This window comes from Mammaliicoccus sp. J-M41, assembly GCF_022385935.1.
In the GTDB taxonomy this organism is placed as follows: Bacteria; Bacillota; Bacilli; order Staphylococcales; family Staphylococcaceae; genus Mammaliicoccus; species Mammaliicoccus sciuri_A.
Map to the genome: position 1 here is coordinate 37855 of NZ_JAJNIR010000010.1, position 19755 is coordinate 57609.

Annotated in this window: 19 protein-coding genes and 1 pseudogene; 6 read left to right on the top strand and 14 right to left on the bottom strand. The window is 32.4% G+C overall.

The window, feature by feature from the left end:
- Positions 1-3 precede the first annotated feature (3 nt).
- From LQ686_RS05755 to LQ686_RS05775, 5 genes are all read right to left on the bottom strand, one after another.
- Entirely contained in the window at positions 4-1350 is a 1347-nt protein-coding gene (locus LQ686_RS05755) for a hemolysin family protein (RefSeq protein ID WP_025904746.1), read from the bottom strand.
- Positions 1351-1584: 234 nt separating this feature from the next.
- Positions 1585-2373, bottom strand: coding sequence for an alpha/beta fold hydrolase (locus tag LQ686_RS05760; RefSeq protein WP_107565351.1), 789 nt, complete (start codon positions 2371-2373; stop codon positions 1585-1587).
- 204 nt (positions 2374-2577) lie between these two features.
- Complete coding sequence (locus LQ686_RS05765; protein ID WP_239733206.1) at positions 2578-4509, bottom strand: PTS fructose transporter subunit IIABC; 1932 nt, start codon at positions 4507-4509, stop codon at positions 2578-2580.
- 18 nt (positions 4510-4527) lie between these two features.
- Entirely contained in the window at positions 4528-5439 is a 912-nt protein-coding gene (gene pfkB / locus LQ686_RS05770; RefSeq protein WP_037589267.1) for a 1-phosphofructokinase, read from the bottom strand.
- Positions 5436-6197 (bottom strand): DeoR/GlpR family DNA-binding transcription regulator, encoded by a 762-nt coding sequence (locus LQ686_RS05775; protein ID WP_107565349.1) that lies wholly within the window; start codon positions 6195-6197, stop codon positions 5436-5438. Before LQ686_RS05775 ends, pfkB begins: the two co-directional genes overlap by 4 nt.
- A gap of 173 nt (positions 6198-6370) precedes the next feature.
- On the opposite strand from LQ686_RS05775, the gene LQ686_RS05780 reads away from it, so the two are divergent.
- Positions 6371-7564, top strand: coding sequence for a M20 metallopeptidase family protein (locus LQ686_RS05780; RefSeq protein WP_239733207.1), 1194 nt, complete (start codon positions 6371-6373; stop codon positions 7562-7564).
- 69 nt (positions 7565-7633) lie between these two features.
- Here the strand turns inward: LQ686_RS05780 and LQ686_RS05785 are convergent, their stop codons facing one another.
- Entirely contained in the window at positions 7634-8542 is a 909-nt protein-coding gene (locus tag LQ686_RS05785; protein WP_103362182.1) for an aldo/keto reductase, read from the bottom strand.
- An 11-nt stretch (positions 8543-8553) separates the two neighbouring features.
- A complete protein-coding gene (locus LQ686_RS05790; RefSeq protein WP_051539241.1) occupies positions 8554-9483 on the bottom strand; it encodes a CobW family GTP-binding protein in 930 nt (309 codons plus the stop codon).
- A 200-nt stretch (positions 9484-9683) separates the two neighbouring features.
- Here LQ686_RS05790 and LQ686_RS05795 point away from each other — a divergent pair, with 200 nt between their 5' ends.
- On the top strand, positions 9684-10130 hold the full coding sequence (locus LQ686_RS05795; RefSeq protein ID WP_025904738.1) for a MarR family winged helix-turn-helix transcriptional regulator: 447 nt from the start codon (positions 9684-9686) through the stop codon (positions 10128-10130).
- A 95-nt stretch (positions 10131-10225) separates the two neighbouring features.
- Here the strand turns inward: LQ686_RS05795 and cydC are convergent, their stop codons facing one another.
- The gene (gene cydC, locus LQ686_RS05800) at positions 10226-11893 is read right to left on the bottom strand and encodes a thiol reductant ABC exporter subunit CydC (protein WP_107565346.1); all 1668 of its coding nucleotides are present in this window, start codon (positions 11891-11893) and stop codon (positions 10226-10228) included.
- Complete coding sequence (locus tag LQ686_RS05805) at positions 11890-13503, bottom strand: ABC transporter ATP-binding protein/permease (protein ID WP_210125009.1); 1614 nt, start codon at positions 13501-13503, stop codon at positions 11890-11892. Before LQ686_RS05805 ends, cydC begins: the two co-directional genes overlap by 4 nt.
- A 160-nt stretch (positions 13504-13663) precedes the next feature.
- Between LQ686_RS05805 and LQ686_RS05810 the strand changes: the two genes are divergently transcribed.
- The 3 genes and pseudogenes from LQ686_RS05810 (at position 13664) to LQ686_RS05820 (ending at position 15885) form a co-directional block, all read left to right on the top strand.
- A complete protein-coding gene (locus tag LQ686_RS05810; protein ID WP_107590440.1) occupies positions 13664-14509 on the top strand; it encodes an undecaprenyl-diphosphate phosphatase in 846 nt (281 codons plus the stop codon).
- An 84-nt stretch (positions 14510-14593) separates the two neighbouring features.
- Positions 14594-15181: pseudogene (locus tag LQ686_RS05815) on the top strand (hypothetical protein); the annotation flags it as partial.
- Positions 15182-15429: 248 nt separating this feature from the next.
- Positions 15430-15885, top strand: a complete 456-nt coding sequence (locus LQ686_RS05820) for a YaiI/YqxD family protein (RefSeq protein WP_025904733.1) — start codon at positions 15430-15432, stop codon at positions 15883-15885.
- An 18-nt stretch (positions 15886-15903) separates the two neighbouring features.
- Here LQ686_RS05820 and LQ686_RS05825 read toward each other — a convergent pair whose 3' ends face one another.
- Positions 15904-16155, bottom strand: a complete 252-nt coding sequence (locus LQ686_RS05825) for a hypothetical protein (protein WP_025904732.1) — start codon at positions 16153-16155, stop codon at positions 15904-15906.
- 74 nt (positions 16156-16229) lie between these two features.
- On the opposite strand from LQ686_RS05825, the gene LQ686_RS05830 reads away from it, so the two are divergent.
- Positions 16230-16799, top strand: coding sequence for an LOG family protein (locus LQ686_RS05830; RefSeq protein ID WP_025904731.1), 570 nt, complete (start codon positions 16230-16232; stop codon positions 16797-16799).
- On the opposite strand, the gene LQ686_RS05835 is transcribed toward LQ686_RS05830, so the two are convergent.
- The 4 genes from LQ686_RS05835 to exaC all read right to left on the bottom strand — a co-directional run bounded on the left by LQ686_RS05835 (position 16774) and on the right by exaC (position 19718).
- Entirely contained in the window at positions 16774-17244 is a 471-nt protein-coding gene (locus LQ686_RS05835) for a 2-thiouracil desulfurase family protein (RefSeq protein ID WP_025904730.1), read from the bottom strand. The genes LQ686_RS05830 and LQ686_RS05835 overlap by 26 nt on opposite strands.
- 12 nt (positions 17245-17256) lie before the next feature.
- Positions 17257-17796, bottom strand: a complete 540-nt coding sequence (locus tag LQ686_RS05840; RefSeq protein WP_025904729.1) for a GNAT family N-acetyltransferase — start codon at positions 17794-17796, stop codon at positions 17257-17259.
- A gap of 68 nt (positions 17797-17864) precedes the next feature.
- Complete coding sequence (locus LQ686_RS05845; RefSeq protein ID WP_025904728.1) at positions 17865-18197, bottom strand: DUF779 domain-containing protein; 333 nt, start codon at positions 18195-18197, stop codon at positions 17865-17867.
- A complete protein-coding gene (gene exaC / locus LQ686_RS05850) occupies positions 18198-19718 on the bottom strand; it encodes an acetaldehyde dehydrogenase ExaC (RefSeq protein ID WP_025904727.1) in 1521 nt (506 codons plus the stop codon).
- Positions 19719-19755 lie beyond the last annotated feature (37 nt).

Consider the following 19755-nt stretch of genomic DNA (forward strand, 5'->3'; position numbering starts at 1 on the left):
GTTTTAATCCTCGTCTTCTTCGTCTTCGTCAAATATACTTTTTCTTTCTTTTATAAAATCTTTGTGTAAAGCAACTGTCTTAATTTGGTGGTTTTCAACATCAATAACAACCCATTTATCATATTCTGTATCGACATAGTCGTCTTTTTCAATTTCTGGGTTATGTGCTTGTAACCAACCACCGATTGTATCAATATCGTCTGAATCCACAAATTCAATTCCGAATTTTTCTTCTAGTTCTGATAAAGTTACACGTCCATTAATTTGGTAAGTATCTTCACCAGTTTGAATGATATCATTTACTTCATCATCATCAAATTCATCACGAATTTCACCAACGATTTCTTCTAATATATCTTCCATCGTGATGACACCAGCTGTACCACCATATTCATCAATAACTAACGCCATATGCACATGATCTTTTTGCATTTTCACTAATGCATCACTAATTCTTGTAACTTCGTGAATAAGTGGTAAGTCATGTACGTAGTTATTAATTTTTATTTGTTCACCTGAAGCGTATTCTGTTAAAAATTCTTTAACATTGATAAAGCCTTTAATATGGTCTTTATCGCCATCTTCAGTAATTGGGTAACGTGTATAATGATGTTCATTTATAATTTCTAATAATTCTTCAATATTAAATGGTTCTGTTAATGTAACCATTTGTGTTCTAGGTACCATGATATCTTTTGCTAATCTTTCATCGAATGAGAAAATATTTTGCATATAAGCTAATTCAGTGTGATTGATTTCGCCACTTTGATAGCTTTGAGTCATGATAAGCTTTAATTCTTCTTCTGACATTGCTTGTTCTTCGTTAGTAGGTTGAATACCTATTGCTCTAACTAGAATACGTGCTGCGCCATTCATTGACCAAATTAACGGTTTCATAACGATACCGAAATAATATAATGGTCGGCCGAAGACAAGTGTAAGTCTTTCTGCCTGTTGAATTGCTACCGTTTTTGGTGCTAATTCACCAACTACTACATGGATAAACGTCACAATTAAGAAACTGATCGCTATGGAGAAAGTTGTTGTTAATGCGTCTGGTAAGTTAAAGAAGTCTAATACAGGATGTATTAAAACTTCAAATGTTGGTTCACCAATCCAACCTAATCCAAGTGATGTTACAGTAATACCAAGCTGACATGCAGATAAATAATAATCTAGTTCTTTGATCATTTTATGTACAATTTTAGCTGATTTACTTCCTTCAGAAATTAATTGTTCAATTCTAGTTATACGCACCTTTACAAGCGCGAATTCAGATCCTACAAATACCATTGTAAATGCAATTAATATAAAGAATACAATAAAGTTTATTATGGTCGAAATTTCCAATTAGTTCCCTATTTCTAGGGATTCACCTCCAAATATTTTGCGGTGACGCCATGGCCACCTTTGTATGATTTTGTTCTATAAGTTTATTTATGATATACGTTTTCAAAACTAAATCCTTCCCATTTAGCGTCACCTCCCCCGATATTAGCATATTATTTTTAGTTTACCATATTTTTATCTCAATTTAAATGATATAAGAAAGAATGTAAATGTAGAAGTCTACACATACATTCTTTATATAGCCGTCGTTCCAACATGCTGCATGATAAATTGAGAACTAATTTTATTAAAATCTTCTGGTTGATCAATATTACATACGTGACCAGCTTGCTCTATTATTTCTATTGAAAAGTTTTCATTTTCTTTAACGAGTCTTTCTACTGGTGGCATAAATAAATAGTCTTCTTCCCCCATAATAAAGAGTGTCGGAATATCTCTTGTCGCAACTTGTAAATGTGCTAAATAAGGATTCACAAGCTTCGTTAATTTAACCCATTTAATAAATTGCTTTTGAGACACTTTCTTAGCTTCATTCACAAATCTTAATCTTGATTCTTCATGAGCTTTCCTAGGCATAATAATGTATGCAAATAATTTATAAAGCAACATATACGGTACAAAGTTCATAATCGTACGGCCGATTGCTAACAAGAATTTAGTCCTTAAATTCACATTAATGATGGCGCCACCTAACACCAATGTCGTAATTCTCTCTGGATATGATTGCGCCATTGTTTGACCAACAATTGTGCCAAGGCTCATGCCAATAATATGTGTCTTATCTATTTTTAAATGATCCAATACATCTACAACTTCTTTTGCTAAATGTTCAAAGGAATCATTTTTCTTCCATTCTTTGTTCGCAGACTTCCCATGCCCTCTTAAATCTACGAGTAATATATTAAAATGTTTCCTATAATATCTCATTTGTTTAAACCAAATCGAAGAACTACCACCAGCTCCGTGTATCAACGTAACCCATTCTGCGTCATTTGATTTGATAATTGTCTTGTAATATAACATTGTTCACATCTTTCCCTATGTTTACCATTTTCTACATATTATAATAATTTAATTTAATCATATAAAAATTTCCCCAACTTTTCAATTTTAAACATGTTAAATCAGTGTCATACTTTTGGCCGAGAATTTAAGGTAATGATTAAAAAAAGCTGTCTACAAAGTCACAACTCTGTAGACAGCTTTTAATTTAATACGATATATTGATTATTCTACTTCTTCTGCGATTTCAAGTTGCTCTTTTGTTAATTTAGGTTTAATTACACCATAAATAATTGCTGCAACTAATGCACCGATAATTACTGCTAGTAATGTTTGTAATACATGACCGAAGTCAGTTGCGAATATAACAAAGATACCGCCATGTGGTGCTTGAATTCTTGAACCTAATCCTAAAGCTAACGCTCCACCAATACCTGAACCAACCATCATTGATGGAATGACACGTAATGGATCTGCTGCTGCAAATGGAATAGCACCTTCTGTAATGAATGATAATCCCATCACATAGTTTGGAATAATAGAACCTTTTTGTGCTTTAGTAAATTTCTTTCTAAAGATTAACATCGCTGTTGCAATTGCTATTGGTGGAATCATACCACCAACCATAGCTGCTGTAATTGCTGCTGCATTTCCTTCTGTTAACGCTGCTGTCGCAAATACATATGCCGCTTTATTAAATGGACCACCCATATCGATTGCCATCATTGCACCAATTACTAAACCTAATAACATAATATTAGAACCGGATAAGTTATTTAATCCATCTAATAATAAATTGTTTAACCATGCTGTTGGTGGATTCACCACGTACACCATAAGTAATCCAGTAAGTGATACTGATAAAATTGGATAAATTAATGTAGGTTTTAAACCTTCAAACATTTGAGGTAAGTTCTTAAATACATATTTGATACCTTCTGTTAAATAACCTGCAAGGAAACCAGCGATAATACCACCTAAGAATCCTGAACCACCTGCTACTGCTAACATACCGCCGACTAAACCAGATGCGAAACCAGGTTTATCTGCAATACTTCTAGCGATGAAACCTGCTAAAATAGGCACGATTAATTTAAATGCACTTTCACTACCGATCGACCATAAATTAGCTGCAAATTCGTTATATTGGCCACTCTTTGGATCGAATGAGTTTTCACCAAATAAGAATACGATTGCCATCAAGATACCACCAGATATAACAAGTGGTAACATATTAGAAACACCATTCATTAAGTGTTTATATATCGTCTTAGATACACTTTGTTTTTCGTTGCTAGCAGCACTACTTTGTTTCGCACCTTTAGCTACGAATGGTTTACGAGATGTGTCTTGCGCCATATTGATTAATTCTTCTGGACGTTTAATACCATCAGCAACCGGAACTTGAATTACATTTTTACCATCGAAACGATCTGTTTCAACATGCACATCCGCAGCTACAATGATACCTGATGCTTTTTCAATTTCTTCATCTGTTAAGTGATTTTTAATACCACCTGAACCATTTGTTTCAACTTTAATAGGTACACCCATTTTTTTAGCTTGATTTTTCAATGCATCCGCAGCCATATAAGTATGTGCAATACCTGTAGGACATGCTGTTACAGCTAATACAAGTCCTTTTTCTGAATCCGCTTCTGCATTCGTTACAGCTGCTGCTTCTGAAGTTTCATCTAAAGCTTCATCATCATGCTTATTAATGATATTTAATACTTCTTCTTTACTTTTCGCTTGTAATAACTCTGCTCTTACATCTTCATCCATCAAAATGCCTGAAAGTTTAGCAAGGGCATCTAAATGTGTTTGTGCACCACCAGCTGGCGCTGCAATCATAAAGAATAAATGAGCTGGTTGCATATCTAATGATTGATAATCTACACCTTCAACAGATTTACCAAAAGCAATCGCAGCAGATTGTACAGCATCTGTTTTAGCATGCGGAATCGCAATCCCTTCACCAATTCCTGTTGTACTTTGTGACTCTCTTGCATGAATCGCTTCTTTAAAAGTTGCCTCATCACTTAATTTCCCAGCACTGTTTAATTGCGCAACTAACTCGTCAATGACTTGATCTTTACTTGTTGCAGAAAGATCCATTGCAATGGTTTCCTTCGTTAATAGTTCTGTAATTCTCATTTTAATAACCTCCCTATTTTAAACATGTTTAATGATTACTTTAGAAATTATTTTTTCTATGTCTTCTTTATTAGCTAAATCCGCATTAAATGCTGTTGCTGTACCACAACTTACTGCCAATTTAAATGCTGATTCTATGTCTTTGCCAGCTTCTAATCCTGCTACCATACCAGCAACAGTACTGTCACCTGAACCAACTGTATTCACAACTTGACCACTTGGGACGATGGCTTTTAATCGTGTTTGTTGATCCACATAAATGGCACCTTCTCCACCGAGTGAAACGATGACTGCTTGAGCACCTTCATTCAATAATTGCTCAGCACATTCAATAACTTCTTGATCCGTTTCAATTTGTTTATCAAATATCTCTTCTAATTCATGTTTATTTGGTTTAACAAATTTCGGATTATACGCTAGTACTGATTTCATCAAATCTTTCTCAGCATCCACGATTAAATTCGCACCAGTCTGTTTAAGTATTTCCGCTACTTCTTGATAGACTGGATTTTGTAATGAACTTGGCACACTGCCCGCAATTATAACCGTATCTTCTGATTGCGTATTTTTCATTTTCGTTAAAAATTCTTCATAGTTATGTGGTTCAATATTTGGTCCTGGACCATTGATTTCAGTTTCTAAACCAGATTTTAATTTCACATTGATTCTTGTATCATCTTTAACCTCTACAAAGTCAGTTAAGATGTTTGCTTGATTAAGTGCATCTTTAATAAAATCTCCAGGAAATCCACCTATAAAACCTGTTGCTGTACTTTTGATATCTAATGTTTGAAGTACTCGAGAAACATTGATCCCTTTTCCACCAGCAAACTTGTTTGTTTCATGTGCTCTGTTTAATTCACCTACTTCAAATTGATTGGTAAACATTACATAATCAATTGATGGATTAAACGTAACTGTATATATCATTTTAGTCCTCCGTTAATGTTATATTTTTCTTTAAATTGATTTAAATTATTTAATGTTTCAATCGCTTTTTGAGAAGTTAATATCTCTATTGATTTATCATATGTAACTTCCGCAAACGATACTTCATTAAATTTAGAATGATCTAACAAGACATATACTTGAGATGCTAAATGAATGGCCTTTTCTTTCATTTCTGATTCGTAAGGGTCTGGTGTCGTTAACCCATAATTCAAATCAATGCCATTCATACCAATAAAAGCTTTGTCAAAACGATATCTTTCAAGGGATTTAACTGCATTTACGCCTATATTCGCAAATGTTGTTGCCTTTACTTCTCCACCTGTCATATAAACCGAAATGCCTTTTTCTAATAACGGTCTTACATGTGTTAAACCATTTGTCACAACGATAATATCTTGTTGTGTAATGAACGGAATCATTTCTAAAGTAGTTGTCCCAGCATCTAAATATATCGTATCCCCATCTGAAATTTGACTGACAGCTAATCGTGCAATCTCTCGTTTTTCATCTTGATGTCGCGATTCTTTATCTGTCATATTACGCTCTTCATGGCGCTTTGTTATTTGAGTTGCACCACCATGAACTCTTTTGAGCATACCTCTTTCTTCAAGTTGAGATAAATCTCTCCTAATTGTTGATGTACTTGAATTCGTCAAATTAATAAGTTCTTGTAGAGATACTGTTTCCCGTAGATTAATCTCTTCTAATATTAATTGATGTCTTTCAGTCGTTAACATACAATCTCTCCTATTCCTCTACATAATAAAACGTTTTCATTTCATTGTCAATCACTTTCATTCACAATCAACCAAAATCAACCAAATTTTTTTAGTTGTTTTATAAGTTCAATCATTTTATACAGTAAAAGATTACTGTTATACTTTTCTAGTATAATTTTAGGAGGTAAATCATGAATAATTTAAAAGAAAAGCTTTTTAACCTAATTGAAAAGAAAGAAAGTGACATGATTGATATTAGAAGGCATTTGCATCAACACCCAGAACTATCATTTGAAGAAGCGCAAACTGCTGAATATATTAAATCATTTTACGAAGGCAAAGATGTTAAAATAACACAACCTTTAGAAAAAGAACATGCTATTATTGTAGAAATTAAAGGTGGTCAAGAAGGTAGAACGATTGGTTTAAGAGCTGACTTTGATGCTTTACCTATAACTGAAGAAACAGATGTTCCTTTCAAATCACAAAATGAAGGTGTTATGCATGCTTGTGGCCATGATGCTCATACTGCTTATTTAATGGGGCTTGCAGATGCACTTATTGAAATTAAAGAAGAATTACCTGGCACAGTTAAAATCATTCATCAACATGCTGAGGAAAAACCTCCTGGTGGTGCTAAAGCACTTGTAGAATCTGGTGCACTTGACGATTTAGATGAAGTTTATGGTATCCATATCGTTCCAGTAGCTGGACCTGAATTTATTGGTTACAATAAAGGACCTTCATTCTCAGGAAGTTCAACATTCAAGTTGACGATTAATGGTTTAGGCGGACATGCAGCAAGTCCACACAAAACACATGATGCATTAGTTGCTGGGACAAACTTTGTAAATACTATTCAAACGATTGTATCAAGACGTATCGATCCATTAGATATGGGTGTCGTTACGATTGGTGCATTCGAAGCACCAGGTGGATACAACGTAATTCAAGATAGTGTCACGATTAAAGGGACTGCTAGATATTTAAATCCCGAATTAGAAGAAAAAATGTATCAAGAAATCAAAAAAATTGCAGATAGTGTTGCAGTGGGCTTTGATATTGAATATGACTTAGATTATCAATTTGGTTATCCTGTACTTTACAATCACCCGGAACAAACTGATAAAGTAGCAGAAATATTATCAAATAGTAAAGGCGACTATTTCCAACAATTAGTTGAAATACCTCAAGTTACAGGTTCAGAAGACTTTGCATACTATCTACAAAAAATTCCTGGTTCATTCTACATTGTAGGCAGTAAACCAGAAGGCGTAACAGAACCATATATGAATCATCACCCTAAATTTGATGTGAATGAAGATTGCTTGCAAGTTGCAGCAAAATCTTTAGGAGAAATTACATTAAATAGATTAGAAAAATAAATATTATTATAAAAAATGAGGCTGGAACCTGTATATTGGTTCTAGCCTCATTTTTATATCATTATCATACTATAATATATCTTCACCACGTGATGCGACATAAATATCGAACCACTCTTGATCTGTTAATTGTAATTTCGTAGCATTTACAGCTTCGTCAACTCTTTCTATCTTACTTGAACCTACAATTGGCATTACTTTTGATGGCAATCTGAGTAACCAACTGTAAATGACTGTGCTCACTGATACGTTATATTTTTCTGCTAATGGTTGTATAACTGACATAATGCGTCTTGCTTTTTCATCAGTTTGATCAAATAATTTACCACCAGCTAATGGACTCCATGCCATTACTTTAACATCATGTTGCAACATTCTATTTAATGTACAATCTTCAATATTTTCAAGTTGATATGGTGATACTTCAACTTGATTGACTGAGATATGCGACATTTCTTTCTTCAAACTCTCATTTAACAATTCATATTGATTACATTTAAAGTTTGAAACACCGAATGCTTTTATTTTTCCTTGCTCAACTAAATGCATCACTGCACGCGTCACTTCATCTGGATCCATTAATGGAGATGGACGATGAATCAGTAGCGTATCGATGTAATCCGTCTTAAGATTTAATAGCGATTTATCAACTGATTCAATAATATGATCATAACTTTGATCGTATCGATGACCAGTATTTTTAGCAATTTGATCATTCGGTAAAATAATACCGCATTTTGTGACGATTTCAATTTTTTCTCTTAAATTAGGTGTTAATGCTAATGCATCACCAAATAATGATTCACATGTATAATTACCATAAATATCCGCATGATCCATTGTTGTAATGCCTCTATCAACTATTTCATGTATGAAATCATTTAATTGTTGATTGTTATAACCCCATTCATTCAATCTCCAAAAACCATGTACAATTCTAGAATAACTAACATGTTTATTTATACGAATTCTTTCCATCCCATCATCTCCTAAGAAAAGTTCAACATATCTAACTTGTTACGAATATTTGCTTTATCTAAAGATTCACCTATTATGACAATTGTTAAAGGCATATTCATTATTTCTGGTTCATATTGAGGTACCCCAAATGCATATTGAAATAAATAAGTTTGTTCTGGTTCTTCTCTAAATTTGAGAAATCCTTTAATTCTAAGAATCGAATCAGGTAATTGTCTTAAGAAATTCATTAATAATTCCATTTCTATCGGACCACTAAATGTATAATTTATGGATTGAATACCGTGATGATGACTATGTTTAGTTTGAAGTGACAAAGCCTCATTTACAGGTATTTCAACACCATCAATATTTGAAAACTGCGTAAAGTGTAGCACTGGTTGATGCTTGATCGTTTGTAATGATGTTTCTAATGATGCTTTTTCTTCATCAGATAATTCATCAGACTTATTAATAATAATCAAATGAGAATATAACATTTGTTCTTCCATTAATTGTTTCGTCTGAACGGTATATCTCGATCTTTCTAAATATCTTTTCCCGTCCATTACACCAATAATTGTTGGCATTTCAACTTTATCTATTAATGTAGGGTTTTGACACGCATCCACAACTTCTACAGGATGCGCAATACCAGTAGCTTCAATTAATACAAGATCAGGCTGGTCTTTATGATATAAATTATGTAATACAACTTCAATATCATCTTTCAATGAGCAGCATATACAACCATTTAATAAACTTTGAGTAGAGACATCATCACCTAACAAATTGCTATCAACATCAAAAGAACCAAATTCATTCATAATGATTGCGACCTTTTGACCAGATTCCTTTGCTTTCATGATGAGTCTTTGAAGTAATGTTGTTTTACCACTACCTAAAAAACCTGTCAAAATTGTTACTGCCATTTTATTTTTATTCTTCATACTTTGACTCATATTCAAACCACCTTTCTGTAATTATATGATATAAGCTCAGAAACTACAAAGACTTAAAGTTCATTCTATAACTTATACATTAAATATTATAAATTACACATCACTAAAATATTTACAAAATAAAAATATTCATTATATAATGAATTAGGAAAATTCAAAAAAATAATGAACCATTGCATTTGTAGTTTGGGGGAAAGATTATGCCGGATAAATTAGATATCCAAAACCAATTGTGTTTTAATTTGTATAATGCGCAACGACAAGTTAACCGCTATTATTCAAACAAAATTTTCAAGACGTACAATATTACATATCCACAATATTTAGTATTAACGATTTTATGGGAAACCGCACCGGTCAATGTCAAAAAGCTTGTAACAGACTTAGCCCTAGATACAGGTACTGTATCCCCTTTATTAAAAAGAATGGAAAATTTAGATTTAATTAAACGTGTACGTTCTGAATTAGATCAAAGAGAAGTGTTTGTTCATCTAACAGAAAAAAGTGAACAAATGAAACCACATTTACACCAAGCTTCACATTTAATTCAAGATGTATCAGAGTTAAATGATGAAGAAACTAATCAATTAAACAATTTATTACAAAAATTGATCAATAATGTAGATAAAATCAATCAAGAAAAATAATACAGCAAGCATCTATCATCTTGCTCAAAATAAATAAGCATATCACGCAACTGAATGCTCAGTTTAAAGTGATATGCTTATTTTTTGCTTGTTATTTATTCTAATTGTTCATTATATTGAATGACTTTATATAAATAACCTTGTTCTTTAATGAGTTGTGAATAACTACCTTGTTCTATGATATGTCCTTCATTCATGACGATTATATGATCGAAGTTTTGTAAATATTTCAAGTTATGCGTCACAATCACAATTGTATCGTCTTTATTTAATAAAAGATTCATAACATTTTCTTCATTTTCTTCATCTAATGAAGCTGTTGGTTCATCAAGCAACCATATTTGTGCTTTTCTTAACAATAATCTTGCTAATGATAAACGTTGACGTTCCCCACCTGAAATGTTCTCAGCATTTTTAGTTAGCTGCTGATCTAAGTTTAAATGATTTAAATTTACGGCGGCAAGAACGTTTATCATAAGCTCATCTTCTGCTTCAATTAATAAGTTCTCTCTTACTGTGCCTTCAAAATAATGATTATGTTGCAACATTGTATTGATATCATTCACATAATCTTCTTGAATCACATGAGACAACTGTTCATTTTTATAGGATAAAGTACCATCGTTCACACTATATAATCCCATTAATATATTAAGCATCGTTGTCTTACCTGAACCTGAAGGACCTATAATAGCTATATGATCTCCTTCATTTATTTCAAAGTTAATTTGAGATAACGTTTCTCTTTCTTGAAAATCATATTTAAACATTACATTCTCTGCTTTATACAATGCATGATTTTGAACTGAACGTTCTTGAGGCACATCAAATGATTGATTGATGACTTCTTCAATATTTTTAAGACTTCGCTCTGTATCCGCTTTGTAAAAAGCAACATTAGTCATCGGGATAGCTTGTTCAAATAACGTAATTGTTATCATTAATATACTCGCAAAGAATACAGCGTTTAATACACCATCTTGTATTTGCCAAATACATAAGATCGTCATACACCAAATACTCACCATCGATGATAAATTCAGCATAAAGTCATAAGAACTTAAAAATTTCTGTTCTTTATATTTTTTATCTTCATATTGATATTGTTTATTTAACACTTTCTCTTTAAATGCACGATATTGTTGGAATCTTTTTAATTCTGAACGTCCTTTTTCAAAATCAAAGTATTCAGCAACATATGCTTCTTCACTTTGTTGAACATCTTCAGCCAAACTTTCAGCTCTTTTAGCTGATAAATAAGGGATGATGATGACTGACATCAACATTGAAAGTCCTATAATCACACCTGCATATATATTGAAATTAATCATCACGAGTATTGTTATAAATGTCGTTATGATAATAACAAATGGTGGATAATATACTCTGAGTAAAATATTTTGTAATCGTTCAACGTGGTTTACCATTTGCGTTAATAAATCACTCGAACGGTATCTTCTAAATACGTTTGGAACGATTGGAATGAGTTGATTAAACAAGTTAACACGTATATCCCTCAACATTGTAAATGTTGAACGATGTGAATATAATCTTTCGAAATATCTAGTAATTGCACGAACAAAACCGAATAATTTAATAGATACAATTAAAATCATTAATGCATATAAAGGTGTTCCAAGCGCACTTTTAGATATCATATATCCACTTAAAGCAAACATTCCGAGTGCAGTTAACATGCCAAATACGCCTATTACAATAGAAAGATAGAAGTCTTTATCAAATTTAATTTTTAATTTTTTCATGACATCCCACCACCTTTTTGAGATGCGTCATATGATTGAACGGTTCCATTATGAATTTCTATATAATCAGTGGCATATCTCAATACTTCTTTTCGATGTGCGATTGTGAGAATAGTCTTTTGATGCGCAAATTGGTTAACAGTTTGTACGATAAGTTGTTCGGTTTCAATATCTAATCCAGTTGTTGGTTCATCAAAAATAACCACATCTGGATCAAGTAATAGTAATCTGGCTAGTTCTATTCTTCTCATTTCTCCACCAGACAGCATTTCATAACCATCACCTATCATCGTATGCATACCTTTAGATAATTGTTTTACTTTTTCAAATAAGCCCACTTCAGTTAACACTTCGTCAACACGATTTTCATCATAATTTTGGAACATCGTGACATTTTCATACAAAGATGCGCTGAAAATATAAGGTCTTTGGGATAAATACCCCATTTTGAGTGGTTTTTTATAAATAACCTTACCTTCATTGGGATTCAATTCATTTAACATAAGTTTAATTAATGTCGATTTACCTGCACCACTCGGTCCAATAATTGCTGTATGATGATTTTCTTTTATACTTAAATTGATTTGATCAAATGCAAAATCTTTACGTTCTGGGTAAGTGAATGACACATGATCAAATTGAATGATATCTTCATCTTTAATATTTGAATCAATATGAATATTTGAAGCTTGTATAGATTCTTCATTATTCATTTCTTCAATCAATTCAATATAACCTTCACTTTGTTTACCCGTATGGAAAGCTTGTCCTAAATCTTTAATCGCATTATAGAATTCTGGTGCCAATAATAAAGTAATGATGGCAACTACAAAAGATACATCATGAAATACGATTAATCTTAAGCCTACTTCTAGTGCAACAATACCTATTCCAAGCATCGAGATAAATTCCAACATTAAGCCTGATAAGAAGGCACTTTTCAAAATTTCCATTGTTAAATCTCTAAATGACGTACTTGATTTATAAATTTTTTCAGTCGTTTCATGTGTTCGATTGAAAAGTTTTAACGATACGAGACCTTTTGTTAAATCTATAAATTCTGCCGCAAATTGATCTAACGATTGCATTTGGTCTTTCGCTTTATCACGAGTTCTCAGTCCAAATACAATATAGAACAGTGGAATAAACGGCGCTGTAATCATCATAATTAACGCAGCTGGCCAATGAATAAAGAGTAATGTAACGATAATCGATACTGGGATAATGGTTGATTTGAAGACTTGAGGCAAATAAGATTCATAAAAAGGATGTATACCCTCAACCACTTCAGTAATCATTGTTATTTTAGTTCTATCTGTTTCATTATTTATCAATTGATGTCTAACATCTTTTTTAACTTTATATGAAAGTTTTTGTCCTGATAATTGATTAAGGTAGTTAAAGCATGCTCTTAAAAGCAATACAATGAGCAAGATTGCTAGCCATAAATAAAGTTGCTGACCATTTGATTTTACGACGAGCATTTGGTTAATAATTTTCCCTAAATATATATTTTGAAATACGACTGTTAAACTTAATAAAAACGCAGCTAGAAACATAAATATTTGCAACGTTTTATAATGCATACTATACTTTGTTAAATCTTTCACAATCTCACCACCTTGTTCCATTATAACGCCTTTACGAAAAAAATAAACTAAAATGTATTATTAAATATTAGCATATTACAATGTAATATTTGGTACAATGATGATACGGTGATTGTCTCTAGATAACCACAGACTTTCATAAAAACAGAGGAGCAAAGCTATGTTTATATTAGAATTAATAAAAGCCATTATATTAGGTATTGTTGAAGGTTTAACAGAATTCGCACCTGTTTCATCTACAGGTCATCAAATTTTAGTAGATGATATGTGGTTAAAATCCAAAGCCTTTCTTGGAAGCGAATCAGCATTCACATTTAAAGTTGTGATCCAATTAGGTTCAATCCTTGCAGCAGCATGGATATTTAGAAATCGATATTTTGAAATGTTACATATTAAACAAAATGAACAGCAAAAAAGAAAATTAAAATTGTCACATATTATTGTCGGGCTTGTACCAGCTGGTATTCTCGGACTATTATTTGATGATTTCATTGAAGAACATTTATTTAGTGTCCCAACTGTATTAATCGGTTTATTACTTGGAGCTATATATATGATTGGTGCGGATATGTATTCTAAACGCGTCACAAATCCACACAAAGTAGATGATATGAACTATCCAAAAGCATTTGTAATTGGTCTATCTCAAGCAATTGCATTATGGCCAGGATTTAGTCGTTCAGGTTCAACCATTTCGACAGGTGTCTTCTTAAAGTTAGATCATAAAGCTGCTTCTGACTTTACATTTATTATGGCCGTACCTATTATGTTTGCAGCAAGTGCAAAAGCATTACTTGGAAATCTACAATTTATAACGATAGATCAAATACCTTTCTATATTGTAGGGTTTATCGCATCATTTATATTTGGACTGATTTCAATCAAATTATTCTTAAAACTGATTAATAGAGTAAAATTAATACCTTTTGCGATTTATCGTATTATTTTAGTTATTATTATTGCTATTGCATATTTCGGTTTTGGAATTGGTCAGAATATCGGCTAACGTATCGTATCAATCGTTTGAAGATTATGATATAGGGTATTGGAGTAAGATATATTATAAGAAATAACTACGGAGGAATGACTCATGAATGATAAAGTTAAATTAATTGTTAACACATTACCACTTGTATTAGTACCATTAATTAGAGAACGCAAAAAAATAAAAGAACATCCAGATGTTAAACATGTAACTGAAACGACTGTTGATTTTTCACATAAAGTAAAAGATAAAACAATCGAAACGAAAGATAAAGTTGCAGAAAAAACACAACCTGTAAAATCATATGTCGTTCAAAAGAAACGCTTATATGAGTACAACAAACAAATGAAACAACCTTTTAAAGAAGAACAAAAAGAAGCAAAACAACAACAAAAAGAAATTGATCATTTAGATAAAAAACTTCAAAAAAATATCGATGCGCGTAATAAAGAAGAAGAAAAAGCACAAAAAGAAAATAAAAAAGCGCGTATTAAAGAACTAACACACTACCAAAAGCTTGAAGAACAACAAGCTAAAAAAGGTGAAAAACTTCAAAAAGAAAACGAAAAAGATGTATCTAAGTTAGATAAAAAGTTACAAAGTAATATCGAAGCGCGTGAACAAGAAGAACAAAAATTAGAGCAACAAAATAAAGAAGAACGCATTAAAGAAATAAAGAAATATGAGGGACATCAAATGAACACAGCAACTACACAAAGCAGTAATGCAAAATCAATCAACGACGTAAGCTCTAAACAAGCAAAACCAAACATTCAAGAATTAGTCAATGAAAGAGTTAGAAATGAGAAAGAAGAAAAATCTAGTCATCTTCTATTTAATCAACATAAATCGTCTATGTCTCAACATATCAGTCAATTTCCATATGATGAACATACATCTGAACATAAAAAATCTAAAAAAAGATTTCGCCGCAATAAATGATTAACAGAATTATTATAGATGGAGATGCTTGTCCAGTTACGGATGATATCATTCGCTTAACTCAACATACAGGCATCTCTGTTCTTATTATTAGAAGTGTTAACCATTTCTCATTAACGGAATATCCTGATTATGTTTCAACAATTTATGTTGATCATGGTGCTGATAGTGCAGACTTTAGAATTGTCAAATTGACGCAACCAGATGATATCGTTGTGACGCAAGATTATGGACTAGCGAGTCTTTTATTAAATAAAGCCCTTCACGTTATCCACCATAAAGGTTACGAGTATACATCTCAAAATATTGAACAACTGTTAACGCAAAGACACATTTCTGCTCAAGTACGTCAACAAGGCGGTAGAACGAAAGGTCCTAAAAAACTCACACAAGAAGACCATAAAGTTTTTTCAGAATTTCTATCAAAATTAATAAAAAAACATTCTGGACAATGATAATCGTCCAGAATGTTATTATTCTATCATTTGTTTTTTAGCTTTTTCTAAATTAACTTTATCTATTTCTTTCATTTGTTCTAATTCTAAACGCATCTTATCTGTTTCTAATAAGTAGTTCTCATGCTTTATTTTTTCAAGCTCTAATTCATCTTTAACTCGTTGGGATTTAATTTTTTCTATTCTAACCGTTTTACTTTGATGGTTTTTTATAAGACCCGCTACTGATGAAATAAGCACAATAAGCACGACCATTAAAAATATATTCACAGTTATACCCCCTTCTTAAATAATAGAAGTATCTTTTAAGTTATTATACTACATATGTGAGAGGAGTAATATATATGAAGAAAATTGCTGTTTTCTGTGGTGCAAGTAAGGGAAATGACCCAATTTATACAGAACAAGCTTATGCGTTAGGTAAATATTTAGCCGAAAATAAATATGAATTAGTATATGGTGCCGGATCAACTGGCATGATGGGAGCAGTAGCCAATGGTGTCATTGACCATGATGGTATTGCTATTGGCGTAATGCCAAGATTTTTAGGAGAACGTGAAATCGCTCATGAAAATTTATCAGAATATCATGTTGTCGAAACAATGCATGAAAGAAAACAAATGATGTCTGATATGGCTGATGCATTCATTATGTTACCTGGTGGTGCTGGTTCTTTAGAGGAATTCTTTGAAATTTATACATGGTCTCAAATAGGACTACATCACAAACCAATTGGTGCATTAAATACTAAACAGTTTTTCAATCCATTAAGTTTAATGATTGATCATTTAATATCGACTGAATTTATCAGTTCAGATTATAAAAATTTAGCGATTATTAAAGAAAGTATCAATGATTTATTTAGTGCTATGAAAATGGCACAACCTGTTAAACTTCGTGATTATCAAAAATAGTTAAAAATGTTTTTTCATCATAGACGTTAATATCATTTAATGTAAAGAGGGCTGTCGTGACACCGACACCTTCTTTTTTATTTCCCGTAAATGTACCATCGTATATAACTGTACTACCACATGAAGGACTGTCACTTTTCAGAATAACTGTCTTGGCATTTAAATCTTTAATAATAGAGAGTGCACGCTTAGCGCCTTCTTTAAATTGTATTGTGACATCACGACCTGTAACAGTCATGACCTTTGCTTGATCATTCCACACATCATAACCATCTCCTCCGATGATTTCTGCTGGTTCTCTTGGAACTTGTAAGCCACCTAATATTTCAGGACAAATACTAATCGCTTTCTTCTCATCTATTAAATTCTTATAGAATAAATCCAACTTATGGTTGCCATCATACCTTACTTTTTCTCCAACTAAACATGCACTAATAACGATCATATCATCTACTCCTTACAATACTTTATGATATAAAACATGTGCTGCTAAATCATCATCATGTATGACTTTTGGATGCAAAAAATTCCTAATATGTTTCATTTCTAATTTTTCCATAACTCTTCTGGAAGGTTTATTAATTTCTGACGTAAAACTATACACTTCATCAATACCTTTTGATTTAGCATATGTTAATACCGCTTCCGCCGCTTCTGTCGCTAACCCATTACCCCATACATCCTTATCCATTCGCCAACCTATTTCATAAAAAGGTAATTCTGGGAAACTTAATTCGCTACCTTCTGGAATATAATTCAAACCTACCATACCGATAAAGCTTTTAGTTTCTTTTAATTCCACAGCAAATAAACCAATTTCATGTTGATCGATGACTGATTTCATTTGGTCAATCATATTTTCAGTCGCACGATAGCTCAATATATCTGGAAAGTATCTTCTCACTTCAGGACTTGCATTCATACTTTGAAATAATGCAACATCCTCGTCTTTCCAATTTCTAAGTATTAAACGTTTTGTTTCAATGTAATGTTTCATTTCATTCACCCAACCTTTATCATATTCAAAAAAGGATGTACTAATATTTTAGCACATCCTTCAAAAAATTATGATCTTACTGAACTTCTAATGTGAAATCTCTTCCCTGTTGGGCCTTCTATACTAAACATACCGCCTCTTCCATCAACAACATCGACTTCTAAATTCGTATGTTTCCAATATTCATATTGCTTATTATTCATATAGAATGGGACACCTTCAATTTCACCTAATTTCACATCTACATCTCCAATAATTAATGTTCCTTCAACAAATAACATTGGAGAGCTACCATCACAACATCCACCTGATTGATGAAAAATAAGGTTTTCACCATGTGTTTTCTTTAATTCTCTAATGAGTGATTTGGCTTTTTCAGTAGCAGTAACTTGTTCAGTCATTTAGAACAGTCCTGCAGGCTTCTCGTCATAACTCACGAGTAAGTTTTTAGTTTGTTGATAATGTTCTAACATCATCTTATGGTTCTCACGGCCAATACCACTCATTTTGTAACCACCGAAAGCAGCGTGAGCTGGATAAGTATGGTAGTTATTCACCCATACACGACCTGCTTGGATACCTCTACCAAAGCGATAAGCTTTATTTTGGTTTCTAGTCCAAATACCTGCACCTAAACCATATAAAGTATCATTCGCCATTTCTAATGCTTCTTCATCATCTTTAAATGTTGCTAATGATAATACTGGTCCAAAGATTTCTTCTTGGAATATTCTCATATTTTGTGTGCCTTTAAATATCGTTGGTTCGATATAGAAACCATTTTCTAATTCTCCAGCTTCTTCTCTTACATTACCACCAACTAATACTTCTGCACCTTCTTGTTTACCAATGTCTAAATAGCTCTTAATTTTTTCAGCTTGTTCTTGTGAAGTTTGTGCACCAAGCATTGTTTCTGGATCTAGAGGATTACCTGTCTTAATTTGTTTTACACGTTCGATACATTTTTCGATAAATTTATCATAAATATCTTCATGTACCAATGCTCTTGATGGACATGTACATACTTCACCTTGGTTAAGTGCAAACATTACTAACCCTTCAACAGCTTTATCTAAGAAGTCATCATCTTCATCCATAATATCTTTGAAGAAGATATTTGGTGATTTACCACCTAATTCAAGCGTTACTGGAATTAAGTTTTGACTCGCATTTTGCATGATAATACGACCAGTAGTTGTTTCACCCGTAAATGCAACTTTATTAATATTTTCATGTGTCGCTAAAGCTTGTCCCGCTTCTGCACCAAAACCATTTACAACATTAATCAAGCCTTCTGGTAATAAGTCTTGAATTAGTTCAATAAGATGTAAAATAGATACAGGCGTTTGTTCTGCTGGTTTAAGTACAACAGCGTTACCTGTAACGATTGCTGGCGCTAACTTCCAAGTAGCCATTAATAATGGGAAGTTCCATGGAATAATTTGACCTACAACCCCAATAGGTTCCTTAAAGTGATACGCAACTGTATTATCGTCAATTTGAGAGATTGCCCCTTCTTCTGCTCTGACCACACCACCAAAGTATCTAAAATGATCCACAACTAATGGTAAATCAGCTGCTAGACATTCTCTAATAGGTTTACCATTATCAAATGTTTCAATAACTGCTAATTCTTCTAAATTTTCTTCAATACGATCGGCTATATCTAAGAGTAATTGCGAATGTTCAGCTGGCGATTTTTTTGCCCACTCAACTTGTGCTTTATGTGCTGCTTTAACTGCTTCATCTATGTCTTCTTTTGTAGAACGAGGAATTTTTGCATATACTTCACCAGTTACTGGCGATCCATTATCAAAGAATTCACCATTTTTAGGATCCACCCATTTACCACCGATAAAGTTCTGATACTTGTCTTTAACTTTGTATTTTGCATTTGCTGCAGTTGGATATTCAAAAGCCATATTAAAACGCCTCCCTTAAATTAATTACACTTTAATT